The 18,529-nt window shown below is 43.3% G+C and carries 15 protein-coding genes; 1 reads left to right on the top strand and 14 read right to left on the bottom strand.

Annotated elements, in window-relative coordinates:
- Positions 1 to 40 precede the first annotated feature (40 nt).
- The 4 genes from arcC to allE are packed head-to-tail and all read right to left on the bottom strand — an operon-like array spanning position 41 to position 5,901.
- A complete protein-coding gene (gene arcC / locus V7D18_RS17070; protein ID WP_426155886.1) occupies positions 41 to 961 on the bottom strand; it encodes a carbamate kinase in 921 nt (306 codons plus the stop codon).
- Positions 962 to 998: 37 nt separating this feature from the next.
- Positions 999 to 4,007 carry an acyl-CoA synthetase FdrA gene (gene fdrA / locus V7D18_RS17065; protein WP_426155884.1) on the bottom strand — a complete coding sequence of 1,003 codons (3,009 nt, stop codon included), beginning with the start codon at positions 4,005 to 4,007 and terminating at the stop codon, positions 999 to 1,001.
- Positions 4,008 to 4,025: 18 nt separating this feature from the next.
- A complete protein-coding gene (gene allD / locus V7D18_RS17060) occupies positions 4,026 to 5,078 on the bottom strand; it encodes an ureidoglycolate dehydrogenase (RefSeq protein ID WP_426155882.1) in 1,053 nt (350 codons plus the stop codon).
- A 31-nt stretch (positions 5,079 to 5,109) separates the two neighbouring features.
- A complete protein-coding gene (gene allE, locus V7D18_RS17055; protein ID WP_426155880.1) occupies positions 5,110 to 5,901 on the bottom strand; it encodes a (S)-ureidoglycine aminohydrolase in 792 nt (263 codons plus the stop codon).
- 109 nt (positions 5,902 to 6,010) lie between these two features.
- Between allE and V7D18_RS17050 the strand changes: the two genes are divergently transcribed.
- The gene (locus V7D18_RS17050; protein ID WP_426155878.1) at positions 6,011 to 6,874 is read left to right on the top strand and encodes an alpha/beta hydrolase; all 864 of its coding nucleotides are present in this window, start codon (positions 6,011 to 6,013) and stop codon (positions 6,872 to 6,874) included.
- A gap of 250 nt (positions 6,875 to 7,124) precedes the next feature.
- Here the strand turns inward: V7D18_RS17050 and V7D18_RS17045 are convergent, their stop codons facing one another.
- The 10 genes from V7D18_RS17045 to V7D18_RS17000 form a co-directional block, all read right to left on the bottom strand.
- Positions 7,125 to 8,366: a Zn-dependent hydrolase gene (locus V7D18_RS17045; RefSeq protein WP_426155877.1), complete on the bottom strand. Its 1,242-nt coding sequence runs from the start codon at positions 8,364 to 8,366 to the stop codon at positions 7,125 to 7,127.
- A 26-nt stretch (positions 8,367 to 8,392) separates the two neighbouring features.
- On the bottom strand, positions 8,393 to 9,655 hold the full coding sequence (locus tag V7D18_RS17040; RefSeq protein ID WP_426155876.1) for a dicarboxylate/amino acid:cation symporter: 1,263 nt from the start codon (positions 9,653 to 9,655) through the stop codon (positions 8,393 to 8,395).
- Positions 9,656 to 10,035: 380 nt separating this feature from the next.
- On the bottom strand, positions 10,036 to 10,452 hold the full coding sequence (locus tag V7D18_RS17035) for a YjdF family protein (protein ID WP_426155874.1): 417 nt from the start codon (positions 10,450 to 10,452) through the stop codon (positions 10,036 to 10,038).
- 180 nt (positions 10,453 to 10,632) lie between these two features.
- Positions 10,633 to 12,102 (bottom strand): UbiD family decarboxylase, encoded by a 1,470-nt coding sequence (locus tag V7D18_RS17030; RefSeq protein WP_426155930.1) that lies wholly within the window; start codon positions 12,100 to 12,102, stop codon positions 10,633 to 10,635.
- Positions 12,103 to 12,175: 73 nt separating this feature from the next.
- Entirely contained in the window at positions 12,176 to 13,006 is an 831-nt protein-coding gene (locus V7D18_RS17025) for a MerR family transcriptional regulator (RefSeq protein ID WP_426155873.1), read from the bottom strand.
- A gap of 32 nt (positions 13,007 to 13,038) precedes the next feature.
- The gene (locus V7D18_RS17020) at positions 13,039 to 13,785 is read right to left on the bottom strand and encodes a hypothetical protein (protein ID WP_426155871.1); all 747 of its coding nucleotides are present in this window, start codon (positions 13,783 to 13,785) and stop codon (positions 13,039 to 13,041) included.
- Between the two features lie 320 nt (positions 13,786 to 14,105).
- Positions 14,106 to 15,806, bottom strand: coding sequence for an ammonium transporter (locus tag V7D18_RS17015; RefSeq protein WP_426155869.1), 1,701 nt, complete (start codon positions 15,804 to 15,806; stop codon positions 14,106 to 14,108).
- A gap of 4 nt (positions 15,807 to 15,810) precedes the next feature.
- Complete coding sequence (locus tag V7D18_RS17010) at positions 15,811 to 16,995, bottom strand: MalY/PatB family protein (RefSeq protein ID WP_426155867.1); 1,185 nt, start codon at positions 16,993 to 16,995, stop codon at positions 15,811 to 15,813.
- Positions 16,996 to 17,019: 24 nt separating this feature from the next.
- Entirely contained in the window at positions 17,020 to 17,775 is a 756-nt protein-coding gene (locus V7D18_RS17005; RefSeq protein WP_426155928.1) for an amino acid ABC transporter ATP-binding protein, read from the bottom strand.
- Between the two features lie 43 nt (positions 17,776 to 17,818).
- Positions 17,819 to 18,523 carry an amino acid ABC transporter permease gene (locus V7D18_RS17000; RefSeq protein WP_426155866.1) on the bottom strand — a complete coding sequence of 235 codons (705 nt, stop codon included), beginning with the start codon at positions 18,521 to 18,523 and terminating at the stop codon, positions 17,819 to 17,821.
- Positions 18,524 to 18,529: the final 6 nt, after the last annotated feature.

Below are 18,529 nucleotides of genomic sequence, written 5' to 3'. Positions count from 1 at the left end.
CTCTCCTCCTGATCATCTGGTGCTGCATATGGAATTACGGTCATCTGTGAATAAGGGTTCCTGTCTTTCCTTCTAATCCAAGCTGTGCTTTTTCAAGCAGCGTAATCAATGCCTGCCTGTTCTCTCCTGATTCTGCAAAACGGACCGCCGCTTCAATCTTTGGCAGCATGGACCCGGCAGCGAACTGATTCTGGCTGATATACTCATTTGCCTGTTCTGTGCTGATATCTGATAAATCGATCTGGTCAGCCTTTCCAAAATTGACCGCTACTTTTTCTACTGCTGTGAGAATAACCAGAAAATAAGCATTAATCTGTTGGGCCAGCAGACAACTGACATTATCTTTATCAATCACCGCATTGACGCCAGTCAGCTTACCTGCCTGATTGATAACCGGTATCCCTCCGCCTCCGCAGGTTATGACTACATGACCGGCATTCATAAGCGTTTTGATCGTTTCCAATTCACGTATCACTTTTGGCATGGGGGACGCTACTACCTCCCGGTAGCCGCGTCCGGCATCCTCTATGCAGATAATCCCCTGTTCTTTTTTCTTATCAGCTTCTTCTTTTGTCATGAAACTGCCAATCGGCTTGGTTGGATGCCGAAAGGCTTCATCTTTCGGATCCACTTCAACCTGGGATATGATCGTCGATACTTTTTTGTCTATCTTCCTATTATAAAGTTCATATTTTATCGCATTCTGAAGATCAAATCCAATATATCCCTGGCTCATAGCTACGCAAGTGGGAAGGGGTGCGGTCTGATTCTCAGCGACATTCATTGCTTTCTGAATCATACCTACCTGAGGTCCGTTTCCATGTGTGATAACTAAATCAAAGCCTTTTTCTACTAAATCCACAATTACTTTTGCGGTATTGGCAGCTGCTGTCTGCTGTTCCGTATAATTATTTCCCAAAGCATTCCCGCCAAGGGCTATCACTACTTTTTTGTTTTCCATTCCTTCACCTGTATCCCTTCCCCTTTAAAATAACAGATTAACCCTGAAATCCTAATTTTTCTGCATAAGCTTTTACTGCCTTTTCAAAGCATTCAACCGGCGGATGGACCGTACCAGCCCCGATCTGTCCATATCCGGCAATCTTATGGGCAATTCCGGTATTAATTACCGGTGTAATTCTCTTTTCCACAACCAGTCTGGCATCGATCCCCAGACAGATTCCCTGGAAATTCCAGGTCGGTACAATAAAGTTAGGATTGTGGTCAATGGTAATCTCTGTCATTTCATTACTGGTGCGCAGAGCATCTTCATAACCGCCTGCTCCAACAAAACGGGTAACTGCCGGTGCGGCAATCATTGCCATTCCCCCTACTCCAAAGGTCTCTGTAATCGCGCTGTCTCCAATATCAGGACTTGCATCCTCTCCGTCATATCCTGTAAAGTAAAGACCCTGTGGAGTATTAACCGGAGCTGTGAACCATTCATCCCCCATACCGCTGATGCGGATTCCAAAGTTTTCGCCGTTCCGGCACATGGCTGTAACAACCGTTCCTTCCTGAATCATTCTGGCACCATCCATAACAGCTTTTCCTGCTGCCATCATAATATTTAAAAAGAACTGATCTGTATCTGCAAGAAATTGGATAACATCAGATCTGTCTTTTTCCGGAATTTCCAGCCTGGTTATAATCGGGCTCATCTCTTTTAAGAACACCAGGGATGCCGCTATATTTCTCTGATGGAATTCATCCCCCATTGCTACTGCCTTTGCTATCATCGGATTTAAATTCAATCCGTTTTCCATGGTACGGACTGCCTGTCCTAATACCGGTCCCAGTACATCCCGCATCCAGTCCAGTCTGTTAACCACCTCTTCGGAATATGCGCCGAAACGAAGTACCTTTCCGATACCTTCATTCATGGTGCAGTAAGCACAGTTGCCGTCGGTTTTGTTTTCCACAACAAACAGGGGCATATGAGCAGAAGTAATACCTCCCATGGGACCTACCGCTTGTACATGATGGCATGGAATAAAGTTAATTTCTCCGTTTTCAAGGAGGTTTCTGGCACCAGCTTCATCTTCAGCCCATTTTTCAAATAATACGGCCCCAACGCAGGAACCCTTTACCGGATCCGGCATATTCTCATATTTAATCGGCGGACCGGCATGCAGCAGCACTTTCCCGCTGTTTAATTCCTTAATAAGCTGTGCGGCGGGCTGTATATCAACCAGAACCGGCTGTGCAGCGACCACCTTGTCAATCACCGACCGGTTTGCCTGCTCTATAAAGTAATTCTCATAATTCCGAAGGAACTGCAAAACATGAAGAAGTTCAATATTTCCGTCTGCAGGCGGCAGCCAGTTAAACTGTACTGTTTCACAGCCAAAATCATCTGCTACCTTAGCAAAACTTTTCAACCCAATGTTAATCAGCTTTGGTTTTTCTGAAATCAGTCTGGCAACCAGCGCACTGGATACAGCCGCTTCACAAGGCAGGCATTCTTTTTTTCGGATTTCTTTTGCAGGTTCCTCAAACTGATTGCCGATGATATGTATGGCAGTTTCCACTGCAATCTTATTGCTTTCGCAAACAATCACTCCAGAATCTGTCATTTTTTTTATCTGACTATCATATCCCTGATAATCCTTTCGAGTACCGCATACGGTTGCTACAAAGAAAATTTTCCTGTCCTCGGTCTGTGCCTTTTCCTTCAAATTAATGATTGCAGGCAGCAGAGCTCCTGCCATATCCTCATGAGAACCATAGCCAAGCACTACATCCAGGAGAATAACTCCCGTATCCGGATCATCCATAGCATCTCTCATACATTCCACGCGCTTTGCCGGATCGATCATGGGGTGGGGTTTCCCCTGTGTATATTCATCATCTCCTAAATCCACAACAATGTGACCGTCTGTATGCAGCATAAAACCTTTTTTCTTTTCCGGCGGTATCTGAAGATGGAGAGCATCCTTGATCAGCATTGCTGCTTCTCCTGCAAGAGTCCCACCCGAATAGTAAGCCTTTATTGTTTTTTTCTCTTCTTTCTTAAAATAATTTCCTTCCGGCATCTGCGGCTTGCCATAACTGATTTCCTCTCCTCTAAGAATCATGACTGCAATTCTGGCTGCTTCGTCCAAGGTATAAGCATGATAGAAGCCTTCTTCATGGTAAGCCGGTTTTTCACCCAGAAACACGGTAACAACCGGCTTGCTACAATTACTCAGCTTTGAGACAATCCGGTCACGTACTTCCTTTGCCGGAGGCTTGGATATAACAATAAGTACTTTGGTACTGTCATCCTGATCCATGGCATCAATGGAATCCATCATGGTAATTCCTCCAACAGTTTCTGAAAGATCCCGTCCGCCTGTTCCGATTGCATTGGCTACCCCTTCACCCATGCGGTCTATGATCGTAGTCAGCTCCTGAATTCCAGTTCCTGATGCGCCGATAATGCCGATGGAACCTGGCGTTACATTGTTTGTAAATGCAATGGGAACACCTTGTATAATCCCGGTTCCGCAATCCGGTCCCATGACCAGCAGCCCTTTCTTATGCGCCTTCTGCTTTAACCGGAGTTCCTCTTCAATTGATACATTATCGCTGAACATAAATACATGCAGGTTCTCATCCAGAGCCCGGTCAGCTTCAAATGCAGCATAGGCACCGGGAATGGAAATAACTGCCAGGTTCGCGTTTGGAGCTGCTTTTAATGCAGCTTCCCAGGATTTCACTCCTTCTTCTTTCTTCCCGCCGCCCGATGCAGTTGCCTGATTTTTCAGGAAATTTTCTACCTCTTCCATCATCTGGTCTGTCAGATTTTCGTTTTCCAGATCAGCAACAATTACCATATCATTTGCGGACGCCTTCATTAATTCATCTGTATCCATACCGCCCTGCTTATATATATCCTTATTGGCAGGCGTCGCCATCATAACTGATACTTTTGTAATCCCGTCCAAGGAGGATAGTTTATTCGTCAAGAGCATCAGCACCACCGAATCCTGATAACTTCCCTTTTTTACAATCGTTTTTAACATATACTCTCCTTTGTCCTGTTAGTCAGCAAATCTGTTTTTATGGTCATATCTGTCATAATGTACATCTTCACTGATCAGGTAGTTGTAGATATCATCGACAATTTCTATTCCGCCTTCTGCGTACTGTTTTTCTTTTCTTAATAACGCTCTCTCGCCCGGATAATATACCTTGCTATTTCCTTCCGCAGGCTGCATGGCTCCCAGTTCATCAAGAACAGTCGACATATTCTTTCTGAATGATTGCATATCTGTGAAGCGGGAAGGATCCATAACGATATGTATGTGACCAAGATTTCTTCCCTCAGACAGATCATGATACATGGAGCTGACATGTTTTCCAAATGGAAGTCCAAGCATGATTCCCGAAAGCACATCCACCATCATCATGAGGCCGTAGCCTTTTGCTCCTGAAATCGGAACCAGAGCATTTACCTTATTCGGATCTGTAACAGGCCTTCCTTTTTCATCCACAGCCCAGTCATCTGGAATCTGCTCATTTCTGGAGCGTTTATCCAGGATCTTCCCCCAGGCCTGTACCGTGGTAGCCATATCAAATACCACGTTCCTGTCATCCGCAGTCGGCGCTCCAAAAGCAATCGGATTGGTTCCGTAAAATGGTTCCGTTCCCCCATAAGGAACTGCCATCGGATCTGACTGGCACATAGAAACAGCCACCAGTCCGGCTTTTGCTGCCATCTCTACATAGTATCCGATTGCACCGCTGTGAGAGATATTTTTAACTCCAACTACCGCAATTCCATTTTCCTTGGCCATTTCAATCGCCCGTTCCATACCAACAATGGCACCAACATAACCGATTCCATTATCTGCGTCCAAAACTCCTGAACACGGTCCTGTCACCTGATAATCAAATTTCGGAGCCGTTGTAATGCCTCCTTTTGCAATCCGTTCACTGTAGTATTCCATACGCACCGAACCATGAGAATGATATCCTCTTTCATCAGACCAAACCAATACATCTGCCGTCATGTCTGCATGTTCTTCACTTAAACCAGCTTTTTTTAATTTATTTTTCATCAATTCTTTTAACTCATCATGTGACAGTCTCATCCTGTTACCTCTTTCCTGTTTTTAATTTAATTTATAATTCTATATCCCTGTTGCAGTCTTTTGAATAGATATAAGCAAAATCCTCATTTCTGCCTACTCCATATCCAGCCTGGGGACAATAGGCATCCATAAAAATGTAATCTCCTTTTTTTACAGGAATCCAGTCTCCGTCTAAGATATACATTCCTTTGCCAGAGTAAATGTAAGCTCCGTGTTCCTGTACATGTGTTTCGATATAGCCGTGAGAGGTTCCCATTTCGAATTTCAGAACATGCATGTTCATATCAAATGCAAGATCCTTTGCAGAAGGAAGAAAATCTTTTACCAGCACGTCTTTCATCCCTTCATATTCCACCCATGGAACATCATTAATGTTTCCTGCTACTGTATACGCTTCTTTTCCCTCCAGCGGGCTATAAAGTCTTTTATATAAAAATATTTTTGCATCTTCCTTACCAGAATTTTCAAAATACAGCTTTTTACCAGCCGGCGAATACAAATATCCTCCCTCCGTCAAATGAACGTTCTGATCATCATTCCACGCAGTAACGCTGCCCTCCAGCACATAAAAGAAAATTTCCAGCTTGCCGCCGCCAAAACCTGCTGTATTCTTACCTCCTTCTTTTGCTGTAACCAGATAATCCACAAAAGAGGCTCCCATTTCCGGTGAACCCAGGATTGTGATATCACAATTTTCAAATCCCGGAATCACATTCTTTACTAATCCATCCGGCTCAATCACTGCATATCTGTTTTTCTTAATAACTGACCTTGTGCAAAGCACTTCTTCCCTGTATCCAATACTATTATTCATGTATCCCATAATTAAGCTCCTTTCATTTCCCTATAAAAATTAACTATTGCAAAATTAAATCTTTCTGTTATAATACCAAATTAAATAATTAACAATTCAAATCGCAAGGAGGCATTCCATGATAAACAAAAGAATAATCAATATAAAATCAGACATTTATACAAAATATGCCAGTATTTACAGCAATCCTTCCCTGACTGCCAAAGCAGTCATTTTGTATTTTCATGGAGGCGGGCTTCTTTACGGCCATCGTGATGATCTGCCTCAGTATCATCTTCAGGAATTGTGTAATGCCGGATATATAATTGCTGCTTTTGATTATCCCTTAGCACCTGCTGTTAAGATCCCGGAAATATTAAATGACATGGAAGCTTCTATCCGGCTTTATACGGAACAGCCTCTTACGATTTCTTTGGCACCACTCCCTTATTTTTTATGGGGCCGGTCAGCCGGAGCTTACCTTTGCCTTCTGGCTGCTTCCCATTCATTTGTAACGCCGCCTTTGGGAATCATCTCCTACTATGGCTATGGTTTTCTGACGGATTACTGGTACAATCAGCCCAGTCCCTATTATTGCCGTTTTCCCACCGTTTCAGAAAAATGTATTCAGGACCGCTCCAGGGAAATAACTGCCGTAGGAGAACTGGATACCTGTTACAGCCTTTACGTATATGCAAGACAAAAAGGTAAATGGATCGGACAGTTTTTTGATGATCGGGAAAAATATTTTTATCAGAATTTTTCTCTCCGGTCCGCTCAGGACTTCTCACTTTCACATGCTGTTTTATTAGCACACAGTACCAATGATACTGACGTTCCTTATGAGGAATTTCTTGCCTTATGCAATTTTCTGAAACATAGTGAAAAATATATTGTGTCGGATGCAGTTCATGATTTTGATCGAAATACCGATACAAGATCTGCGAAAGAACTCCTATCCAAAACAATAAGGTTTTTGGATAATTCTCTAAAATTACATTAAAATCGGTCAACCTATTTTTATATTATCGCACTACATTTTTATATTTTCAATTGTTATTTTAACCAATTATCGGCATTTCATTTGTGCATATCGTATACTTTCATTAATTTTGCTTAGTTTTTAATGGTTATCTTTTAAAATTATCATTGTATAATCAACCGCTTTTTATTACAGTCATTAATTTTTGTAAAAAAACAGGACTGGTATACCTGCAATAATCAAATCACCGGTAATACCGTCCCGTTTTTTACTATTGGTTATCCAGATTCTGAATCAAATCATATGCAACAAGAATTGATTTCCCTATATCACTGTACTTGCTGAATTCAACCGGACAATGGCTTCTTCCATCCTTGCTCGGAACAAACAGCATGACTGTCGGCAGTATTTGTCCTATGGCTAATGCGTCATGTCCCGCGCCGCTCAGCATTCTTTTGTAAGAATATCCATGTTCCATGCAGCTTTTTTCTGAAATATCAAGCATCAAATCCGATAATTTAACCGGAGTAATCACCAGCTTTGTATCGCTCTCATAGCTTCCGTCGAAAGCTCCGGCTTCTTTCTGTAAGGTCTGATTGATCTTATTTACAATATCAATGATATGATCATTGTTTTTGGAACGGATATCAACGGTAAATTCAACATCCTGCGCAACAATATTCATCCCGCCAGGAATCGTCTTGATATAACCCACTGTTGCAACAGTTCCATCCGCCTTCTCTCTCGCCCAATCCGGGATTTTAGAAATAACTTTTGTTGCCGCATCTACAGCATCCTTGCGCATATCCATAGGAGTTGTTCCCGCATGATCTGAGCGTCCATGAACGGTAAACATATACCGTTGAATTCCTACGATCCATTCCACCAGCCCTATTTCAATACCGCAGCTGTCCAACACCGGTCCCTGTTCAATATGTGTCTCTATAAAACTGCCGATTTTGCTGATATCCCATTTTGCACCCTTGATTTTTTCCGGTTCAAGTCCATACTCAATCATCGCGTCGTAAACAGAGACTCCGTTTTTGTCGGTATAATGCCTGCAATACTCTGCATCCAGCTGACCCAGGATTGCCTTGGATCCAAAATACCCCGTTCCAAAGCGCATTCCTTCTTCATCGCAAAAGCCCACCGCTACAAAGGTATGTAATGGTTTCACATCATTTTCCTTCATCAGTCTTGCAACTTCAATGGCTGAAATGACTCCTGCAATTCCGTCATAATCTCCTCCATTTACTACAGAATCATAATGAGATCCCATCATAATACACGGTAATTCCTGATCTTTCCCCTCTAATATACCAAAAACATTTCCAGCTTCATCCTCGTGTACTTTAAGACCTGCTTCTGTCATTATTTTTTTCAGATAATCAACCGTACTTCTTGCTTCCGGCGTAAATGGCAGTCTTGTACAGCCTTCTCCCGGTGTAGCAGTAAATTGCTTTATATACTCTAAATCTTCACTGATCCGTGATACGATCTCATCAATATTCATGTTTTCCTGTTCCTTCCCCTTTATCATCAGACATTTGTAGTATATTCAACTGTTTTAACCTCATCATATACTTCTTTATCCAATACACCGAGTTTTTTAGAAACCACCATGGCAACCATGCAATCCACGTCTACGTTCATCACTGTACGGAACATTCCTGAGAACCAGTCTATTCCAATCAAAACGCCCATAGCTTCCATAGGAAGTCCCAGCGATGCTGCCAGAAATGTATAAGTCACGACCATTCCGCCCGGCACAACAATTGTTCCCATACACATTAATACAGAAAGAAGAATGGCCATCCCCAATTGGCCGGGAGTAAGTACGATGCCGGTTGCCTGACTCATGAATAAGATCGCCAGTACGTAACACTGAACCGCGCCGCAGCTGTTCATAGACATGGTAATCGGTCCTGTGAATGCTGCCACCTCCCGGCTGACTCCAAACTTTGTTACTTCATCTTCCATTTTCGTCGGCAGACAGATTGCGGAGGAAGTTGTAGTCATAGCCATAATTGACATATTGGCAAATTTTTTCGGCATTTTAAACACATTGACTCCACATAGAGCAGCCGTGGCCGGTCCATAAAGCAAAAATTGAATCATATCGCCAAGTGCCAGACAACCCAGAAATTTCATCATAGGTATTACAACTTTAAAACCAATTGCACCCGATACATTCGCCAGCAGACAGAATATACCGATTGGCGCCAGTTTCATGACCATTTTAATAATATTCATGATAATTCCGTTCATCTCGTTAAGCCAGTCAACGATGCCGGATTTGCCTGTCTGTTTTTTATACATTCCTGCAGCCAGTCCCAAAAAGACAGCAAATAATATACAAGGGATCATGGCTCCGTTTGCCATTGAACCGATAATATTGGTCGGAACAAAATTCAGCAGCGTGTCTTTAAATGATGTAGCTGCAATTTCCGTTGTCTGAACCTCTCCGGCTGTAAGCGATATCCCTTCGCCAGGTTTGAACAGCATCCCCAGTGCGAGTCCAATACCGGCAGAGATTAAAGTGAATACAATAATACTGATAAACGTATATAGCCCCATTTTACCAGCACTTCCTGTATCAATATTTGCCAATGCCGAAGCAACAGCCGTCATAACCAGAAGTACAACAGACATCTGAATCAGCCGGATAAAAATATCTCCAATAACTTTCAAATTACCGGCTGCCGGTCCAACAATTGAGCCAAATACGATACCACCGATTGTTGCAATTAAAATCCACGTTGCTAAAGACAGTTTCGTTAACCCTTTCTTTTTGCTCTCCATGCGCTACCTCCACTTTTGTGTTAAATATTGGTTGACTTGTTTTAATGTGTATTTATTATTGCACATTTATTTATTATATACAATATACTATAATACTAAATAATTATAATTATTTTTAGATGTTTTTACCAAATAAGAGATGATAGTAAGAGAAATTTCTCTGAATTTTGGTTGACTTTATCTTTACTAATTTGTGTTTTATTATTTAAATTATTAACGATAGAAACGTTTTTCATGTTCTCACAATCAAAAAACCAAAAAAAAATAATGCCGTCAGTTTATTTCATAAAGTGAATATGACTTAATTCATTATTTTTTAAGGTTTTTCCTTTCATTCTAATACAATATCGTACAAAAGAAAAAGGAGAAGCACAGGGGCATCATCTGCCCCTGTGCTTCTCCTTTTTCTTTTGCTGTTTCATCTCAAACTTTTGCTTTTCTGCTTCTTCCCTTGCTTCCCGGGATAAAAGTTTCCGCTCCAGTTTTCCTTCTTCCTGCTGCAATTTCAGCGCCTGCTGGGATTTCGTGCTGATTCCTGTGTTCTGAATCTGCCTGCGGACCTCCCGCAGAATCCGTTTGGGATTCTTACTGTTTACTTTCGCAGCAGCCTCAACAGCCGGACTAAACCTCAGCCTGTAGTAATTCTTGCGAAGGAATTCATTAACCTCATAATCCTTAGGCTCTGCGCCGAATGTGACCTTGCTTACAAACAGCTTTCCATCCGCTTCCCGCTCCAGAACGCCTACCCAGAAGGGCTCCTCAAAAAATACTGAAAATCCAACCGAAACCTTGTCCATAACAATTCCTCCTTTTATTGTTTCGACAAAGAACGGACGACCAGGAGGAGGGTTACTTAGAAACGGAAGTAAACCGTTTCCGTCCGGACTACCAACCGGATCTCCATGACAAATGCCATGAGCTGTGTTTTTATCTTTGCTTTTTTAATTATATCATCTCTGGTAATAGATGAAAAGACCTTAATGTATACCCGGTACCCAGCGGGAAGGATCTACATCCATGAATTCCGCCCGTTTAAACCGGCTCTTCTGGTCAAATGGAACCGTGCAGTCAAAAATGGTCTTGCATGCAATTCCGTGATCCCGGATGGAAGAAGAAATAGAAGGATCATTGGAAGGATCCAGGGGATGACAACGTACTCCCGGAATGCAGACAATACCGGAATCCCCCTGCATGCGGGTATTCATCGCCCATATTACATCATTGATGTCAAACGGATCCACATCTTCGTCTACGAGAAAAACATGCTTCAATTCGCTGAATGCGGAGAAAGCAAGTAATGCTGCCTGGCGCTGTCTTCCCTCATCACTTGGAATTTTTTTACAAAACTGAAGAACTGCCATGTATTTTCCGCCGCCGCTGGAAGCGCAGTACACATTTAACAGCTTTCCAGGCATGGCTTTTTCCACCATCTGGAGAATGCTGGCTTCCGTTGGAATTCCCGCCATGCTTACATGCTCTTCGCTTGGTCCGATACAGGTCTGCATGATGGGGTTGATTCTGTGGGTGACTGCTTTTACTTTAATAACGGGAAGTTCGGGATTTGCAGGACCTGTATATCCGGGAAATTCAGGCATGGCTTTCCCTGTATTGGTATTCTGATCCTCTCTCACCCGCACACCCGGAAGCAGCTCTCCTTCTATAACATATTCCGCGTTGGCAATGCATTTTTCATCTATGGTAATGCAGGGAGTCAGCTCAACTGCTTTTTTGCGGATTGCTCCTGCGATCTCCAGTTCATTAAATCCGAGGGGTGTTGTAGGCGGTTCAAAACAGGAAGCGATCTCAATGGCTGGATCTACACCGATGCTGATGGAAATAGGAAGGGGTTTTCCTGCTGCCTCTGCCTTTTCACGAAATACATTTAAATGTCTGGCTCCTGGAACAAAATACATGGAGATCTCATCCCTGCCCTGAATGCACAGACGGTGTATGGTAACATCAGAAATCTTTGATTCCGGATCAGATGCATAGCACATCCCCATTGTGATATAAGGGCCTGCATCCTCTTCCGTGTTGGTGGGCGCAGGAACCAGTTTTCGCAGATCAAAATCCGGATCGGAGGCATAATGAACCACTTCCTGGCATTTCGCCTCTTTCTGATCAATGACGACCGGTTTTACTGGATTCTTAACTGCATCGTTAAGCATATGGCCCAGCCGTTCCGGTGCTTCGTCCAACAAATAACCTACTCTTTTACGGCTTGCCAGCAGTCCGATTGCCACTCTTGCGCCTTCATGACCGGTTACATAATTGAATATCATGGCAGGTCCTTCCTTTGTGGGGCGCATAACAGTACCGCCGGCACCTACGTGACGGTAAACACCGGACAGTTCTGCATGAGGATGAACTTCTTCGTCCGTTTCAATCAGCTGGCCCGGTATTGAAGCCAAAAGCCCTAAGGCTGAACGCAGATCATTTACTTTCATTTCTGACATAATAAATCCCCCTTATCTATGATAGTCTGATAAGCTAACTATGCACTATATTGCGGCTATACAGTCAAGAGGATCTTTTCTTCACGGGAATCTGCAGACAGCAGTAATCCACCTCATGTTCCGAATTATAAAATGTGGTATCCAACAGGCATAAATCCAGAGCATCACCAATGATATCATACCCCTGGGACTCCGTCCATTCTTTCAGAGTAACAAAATCATTTTTATAATATGGAAAGGAATATTTATACATGCAGGCAAATATACCTCCCGGAATCTCCTCAATACCCGGAAAGTTATACTCCTGATCCGGAACCACAACGAAAATCCCGGCACCCCTGTATAGATCCTCCGAGTCAAACTGACTGCGCCTGATCAGAGTGCCAAACCCGCTGGAAGGTACCGTACCCCAGTCAAAAAGCTGATTCCAGGCCCTCATCAGCGTAAGATGAAGAATATTTTTACATGGCTCACAGGGAAATGGAACAAAAAGAATTTTCCTGGGTCCGATTTCCGTTATCAGCGGAGTATGTATGGGATGTTCTTCATGAAGGTTCTCATAAAACCGGATTCTCTGCTCCAGATGCATCCTGGTTTTATTCAGTTCCTGAATTTGCTTATCCACGGAATCTTTTTGCAGTTCCAAAAGACGAATCACTGTATCGGGACTGCGGTTTTCAAAGCTTTTCTTAATATCCTCCAGTTTCACCCCAAGCTTTTTTAAAAGGCAGATCTCCCGCAATACAGGAATCTGATAAACGCTGTAGTAACGGTAACCATGTTCATTAATGGAAACGGGTTTTAAAAGTCCGATATGGTCATAATAAATAAGCGTCTGGCGGGTGAGGTGATGCATTTTTGCCATCTCACTGATTGTGACAATTTCATCTGCCATAATGGGTTCCACCTCCATTCAGTTCAACACGGTCATATTATTAAGGAATCCAGCTTGTCCCCACCATTTTTCCATGCCATATGGATATCATTATGTACATATAATGAGGGGATTGATTTGGAGTTAAAATCAAGCGTGCATGTAAAATGTGTTCTGCAATTATGCATGACCCATTTGCATTTGTGGCTCTTTTTCAGCACACAGCCATAAAACGCCGACAGTTCCAGTATCATATCCCGGCATTTCTCAAAAGGCTCTTCCTGTTTTTCCAATAATATTTTCTTTATTATCTTCACTGCGTCTTCTGTAGATATTTGCGACAGATCCAGTTTATGCTCTGCCACAAATTTTTCGGCTAATGACTCATGTTTTTCAAACAGCCTGCAATTATCCTCTTCCCTGAAATAATCATTTTCTGCCGGCGGCTGGGCGATTTTCTTAAAAAAGTCCGGACCATATTGTTTCAGAATTTCCGCATACGCTTCAACTGCCAGCTGATATTCTCTTATTGTAGAATAGGGCAGACCGTCCTCCCTGCTGCCCGGCACAAAATCGCTTATCCGGTAACTGCTGTATTTACCAGAAAAGCAATTAATGACCATATACAGCTTTTTCTCCCATCCGCTGCTGTAAAACTCAACAACCTGCCTTGCTGTTTCTCCCTTACTGTTCCTGAATTTCCTTATAAACCAGCAGCTATCTATATTTTCACCAGATACAAATCCGATGGGAATCAAAACGTTTCCTATAATCTCTTTCATGATTTCTTTTTTAGTCATAAAGATATTCTCCTTTAAAATAAGCAAAACAGCGCAAGTATACTATTAGAGAATGTTACTTTGGCTTTATTATATAATAAATATCATGGTCAGCACAAGCTGATGCCAATAGAAAAGTTACAAATATTAGCAATTATATCTTTTAAGCTTATACCATGTTTCCATGGAATTCTCAACCGAAGGGTCAAAATTATACATGTTAAGTTCCAAAATTAGCATGTTTTCATAAAAAACATCAAAACCGGCGCATCAAAAAGGAGCCGGACGGAAAGAAAAACTTTGCTTCCGCCTGACTCCAAAACAATTTTAAATCAGAAAATTTATATATCATCCACTCCCTGCATGGCATCATATCCGGTTTCACCGGTACGAACCTTTACCGCATCCCTGACATCGTAGATAAATATCTTTCCATCACCGATATGACCGGTATAAAGTACTTTTCTTGCAGTCTTAACCACTTCTTCAACAGGAACCTTAGCAACCACTATCTCCACCTGTACTTTCGGAAGAAGCATCATATCCACAGGAATTCCTCTGTAATATTCTGCCGCACCTTTCTGCATACCGCAGCCAAGAACCTGAGTGACCGTCATGCCAGTAACTCCTATTTCATTCATGGCAGATTTCAGTTCTTCAAACTTTGACTGCTTTGCCAGAATTTCAACCTTGGTCAGCACTGACTTTGAAGCACCTGTTCCAGAAAAATCAGCTGATTTAACAGGAATGGCTTCTTCCACAGGAACATCCTGTCTGACTGTCTTTATTCCGGACACACTCTCCACCCGGTTAGCCAGATCTTCCATCGGCACCACAGGAAGAAAGTCCGCATAGGCATTTGCAAGTCCGTGCTCCGTACTGTCCAGACCTTCAATTTCTTCTCTGGAAGTAACACGCAGACCCATGGTCTGGTCTATGATCTTAAATACCGCAAACATCACAATTCCAACCCAGGCTGCTACGGAAAGGACTCCAAGAAGCTGAATTCCCAACAGGTTTATGCCTCCGCCGTATAAAAGACCGCCCTCTTTTGCAAACAAGCCCACCAGTATGGTTCCCAGCGCTCCGCACACACCATGTACTCCGATTGCACCAACCGGATCATCCACCTTTAACCTGGAATCTATGAATTCGATAGACAGTACCACTGTCAGTCCCGTACAGATGCCAATGACAGCCGCACCGCCCGGAGTCACGGCATCACACCCGGCTGTTATTCCTACAAGACCTGCAAGAGTTCCATTTAATGTCATGGAAACATCCGGCTTTTTATAACGGATCCAGGTAAATATCATGGTGGTGCAGGTGGATACTGCAGCCGCCAGATTGGTCGTCATGAAGATTCTTCCTGCTGCCTCTATGCTGTCCCCTTCCATGGATACAGTGGAGGCACCATTAAACCCAAACCAGCAGAACCATAAAATGAAAACTCCAAGGGCACCAAGTGTAATGCTGTGCCCAAGTATGGCTTTTGGCTTCCCATCCTTTGTATATTTTCCGATTCTCGGCCCCAGAATATAAGCTCCCAGAAATGCTGCCACGCCGCCTACCATATGGACCGCCGTAGAACCTGCAAAATCATGAAATCCCAGAGATGACAGCCAGCCCCCGCCCCAGATCCAGTGACCGGATACGGGATAAACCACACAGGATATGACCGCGCTGTAAACACAGTATGCGGAAAATTTTGTCCTCTCTGCCATGGCTCCCGACACAATTGTGGCAGCCGTGGCACAAAATACGGTCTGGAATATGACAAAGGACCAGAGGGAAACACCGGAGGGAAGTATCTCACTGTAATCGCCGTGTATAAAAAAATCAATCCCTCCCCCGAACATAATACCAAATCCAACAAACCAGTAAATGGGGGTTCCAATGCAGAAATCCATCATATTTTTCATGATAATATTTCCCGAGTTTTTCGCTCTGGTAAATCCCGCCTCTACCATGGCAAATCCTGCCTGCATAAAAAATACCAGCGCAGCCCCGAACAGAACCCAGATTGTATTGACAGCTGACATATGACTACCTCCGTTCCTTATATCGATTTACCGCCTCCAAAAGCCGTTCCATTGCCTCCTTAAGCACCCATAGAGGACAGGCAATATTAAACCGTTCAAATCCTCTTCCGCCTTCTCCGAAGATATATCCCTCATCTAAGAACAGCTGGGCTTCCATCTGCATGAACTTCTCAAGCTCCTGATAATCCATACCCAGTCCATTAAAATCCAGCCATTGCAGATAGGTTCCCTGAAGATCATAAACCTTTACCTCCGGCAGATTGTCTGCAACAAATTTCTCAACGAATTTCCTGTTGTCATCCAGATGCAAAAGCAGTTCCTCAAGCCAGGCTTCGCACTGGGTATAAGCGATCTCACACGCCTTGTAGCCCATTAAATTCAACGAATGATACCCTCTCGCAGCAGTGACCTTTTCCCTCATGGACTCATTGGCGATGAAATGATTGGAGGTCTGAAAGCCTGCCAGATTAAAGGTTTTACTGGGAGCGGTTGAAATTACACAGTTATTTACATATTTTTCCTCTAATGTTCCCATGGAAACATGGTGGTAGCCCGGAAGAATCAGATCAAAATGAATCTCATCAGAAATAATAAAAACTCCGTTTCTCAAACAGATATCCGCGATCGTTCCAAGCTCCTCCTCTGTCCATATCCGCCCAACCGGGTTATGAGGACTGCATAATATAAGAAGCTTTACGTCTTCTCTCGCCGCTTTTTTCTCGAAATCTTCAAAGTCTATCTCGTAGGAATCCCCTGTATTGATCAGCTCCGTCGTTACCAGCGTCCGTTTATTGTTTTCCACTGACATGCGGAATGGATAATAGACCGGAGTCATTATGAGAACTGCATCTTCCGGCTCTGTAAATGCAGCCACCATCTGGCCGAGACCTGGAACAACACCTGCTGTCTCCACAATCCATTCCCTCTTTGGAGAAAATCCATGGCGTTTTTCCATCCAGCTGATCACGCTGTCATAATAGGCATCCGTTGCTCCGGTATATCCCAATATGGACTGGTCTAAATAGGCTTTTAATCCTTCAATGATTTCCGGGGGATTTTTCCACTCCATATCCGCCACGGAAAGAGGCACCACATTTTCCTTCACATCGGGATTTTTTATTTTCATATCATTCCATTTAAATGAACCTGCATTTTCTCTTCTTACCAGAGTTTCAAAATCATAGCGCATTTGACTTCCTCCACTTAATGTCTCTTATTCTTTTTCTGCAGCCTGAGGATCGGTGATCCTCTTTAAAAACTGCTGTGTTCTTGGTTCTTTTGGATTCACCAGAATCTCAGAGGGTATTCCCTCCTCAACAATGCTGCCGCCTTCCATAAATATGATTCTTGATGCCACTTCTCTGGCAAATGAGATCTCATGGGTTACAACAATCATGGTAATACCCGTCTGGGCAACCGTTTTTATAGTATTTAAAACCTCTCCTACCAGCTCGGGATCCAGAGCGGAGGTTGGTTCATCAAACAGAATTACGTCAGGATCCAGAATCAGCGCCCTTGCAATGCCGGCTCTCTGCTGCTGGCCGCCGGAAAGCTGGGATGGATAAAAATCACACCGTTCCGACAGTCCTACCTTTGCCAGTATTTCACGGCTCATTTTTTCCGCATCTGCCTTTCCTATTTTCTTAACCGTCACAAGTCCTTCCATTACATTTTCCAGAATGGTTTTATTCTGAAATAAATTGTAATTCTGAAAAACCATGGCTGTCTTTCTTCTCAGTTCGATGACCTGGGTTTTGGAATGCTTTTTGCAGTCTAACTGAAAGCCATTGACTGTAACACTGCCGTCATCTGCGCTGTCCAGGAAATTCACGGTACGAAGAAGCGTTGTCTTTCCGGAACCGCTGGGCCCCAGAATTACCACTACCTCCCCTTTTTCAATTTTCAGATTAACGCCCTTTAAAATGTGGTTTTTTCCAAATGACTTATGGATATTGTTCAGTTCCACCATATTTGCCATAATATCTGCTCCTTCCTCATATTCGTGTCCGCGCTCAGGCAGATGCGCCTGCCCGGAACTTTTTAAGCCGGTCCTCACAGATGCGGAATAATTTATTCAGTACAAAGCTGATTGCTTCATAAATCAGAGTTGTCATAATATAAGCTTCAATGAAATTAAGCGCCGGCATTGCCAGTAAGTTTGCCGTTGCGGTTATCTCATAAACACCTACATAATACGCAAGTGACGTTCCCTTCACCAGACCGACGAAGATGCCTCCCAGGTTTGGAATGGCAATGGCAAGTGCCTGGGGAAAGATAATCCGCACAAGTGCCTGGGTTCTGGTCATTCCCACACTGAATGCCGCTTCCATCTGCCCTTCATCTACTGCAGATAAGGCGGACCGGAATATTTCCGAGGAATAGGCCGCCTGGTCAAGAGCCAGGGCAATGATGGCATATACGATGGGCGGAACTGCATTGATATCAATGGTGATTCCAATGCTCAGACCATAGCTGTATAAAAGAATGGGCAGAGCATAGTAAGAGATGTATAACAAAATCACCATGGGCACGCCCCTCATAAAGGAAACAAACACAGCTGAGAACTGGGACAAAACAGGAACCCTGTGTTTTCTGATCAATGCGATGGAAAGACCAGACAGCCAGCCTGCAGCGGCTGATACAAGAGACATGAAAAGCGTGATGGGAACTGCAAGCATGATCTTTGGCAGCGCTTCTATGATAAATTTAAAATCCATCCTGTT

This window comes from Lacrimispora sp. 38-1, assembly GCF_049890855.1.
Classification (GTDB): Bacteria; Bacillota; Clostridia; order Lachnospirales; family Lachnospiraceae; genus Lacrimispora.
Note: the sequence above shows the minus strand (reverse complement) of the source record. Positions and strands in the feature narration are given on the sequence as shown.

Coding starts and splice junctions, on each gene's coding strand:
- arcC (WP_426155886.1), bottom strand. CDS start 961: ATGGAAAACAAAAAAGTAGTGATAGCCCTTGGCGGGAATGCTTTGGGA.
- fdrA (WP_426155884.1), bottom strand. CDS start 4,007: ATGTTAAAAACGATTGTAAAAAAGGGAAGTTATCAGGATTCGGTGGTG.
- allD (WP_426155882.1), bottom strand. CDS start 5,078: ATGAGACTGTCACATGATGAGTTAAAAGAATTGATGAAAAATAAATTA.
- allE (WP_426155880.1), bottom strand. CDS start 5,901: ATGGGATACATGAATAATAGTATTGGATACAGGGAAGAAGTGCTTTGC.
- V7D18_RS17050 (WP_426155878.1), top strand. CDS start 6,011: ATGATAAACAAAAGAATAATCAATATAAAATCAGACATTTATACAAAA.
- V7D18_RS17045 (WP_426155877.1), bottom strand. CDS start 8,366: ATGAATATTGATGAGATCGTATCACGGATCAGTGAAGATTTAGAGTAT.
- V7D18_RS17040 (WP_426155876.1), bottom strand. CDS start 9,655: ATGGAGAGCAAAAAGAAAGGGTTAACGAAACTGTCTTTAGCAACGTGG.
- V7D18_RS17035 (WP_426155874.1), bottom strand. CDS start 10,452: ATGGACAAGGTTTCGGTTGGATTTTCAGTATTTTTTGAGGAGCCCTTC.
- V7D18_RS17030 (WP_426155930.1), bottom strand. CDS start 12,102: ATGAAAGTAAATGATCTGCGTTCAGCCTTAGGGCTTTTGGCTTCAATA.
- V7D18_RS17025 (WP_426155873.1), bottom strand. CDS start 13,006: ATGGCAGATGAAATTGTCACAATCAGTGAGATGGCAAAAATGCATCAC.
- V7D18_RS17020 (WP_426155871.1), bottom strand. CDS start 13,785: ATGACTAAAAAAGAAATCATGAAAGAGATTATAGGAAACGTTTTGATT.
- V7D18_RS17015 (WP_426155869.1), bottom strand. CDS start 15,806: ATGTCAGCTGTCAATACAATCTGGGTTCTGTTCGGGGCTGCGCTGGTA.
- V7D18_RS17010 (WP_426155867.1), bottom strand. CDS start 16,995: ATGCGCTATGATTTTGAAACTCTGGTAAGAAGAGAAAATGCAGGTTCA.
- V7D18_RS17005 (WP_426155928.1), bottom strand. CDS start 17,775: ATGGTGGAACTGAACAATATCCATAAGTCATTTGGAAAAAACCACATT.
- V7D18_RS17000 (WP_426155866.1), bottom strand. CDS start 18,523: ATGGATTTTAAATTTATCATAGAAGCGCTGCCAAAGATCATGCTTGCA.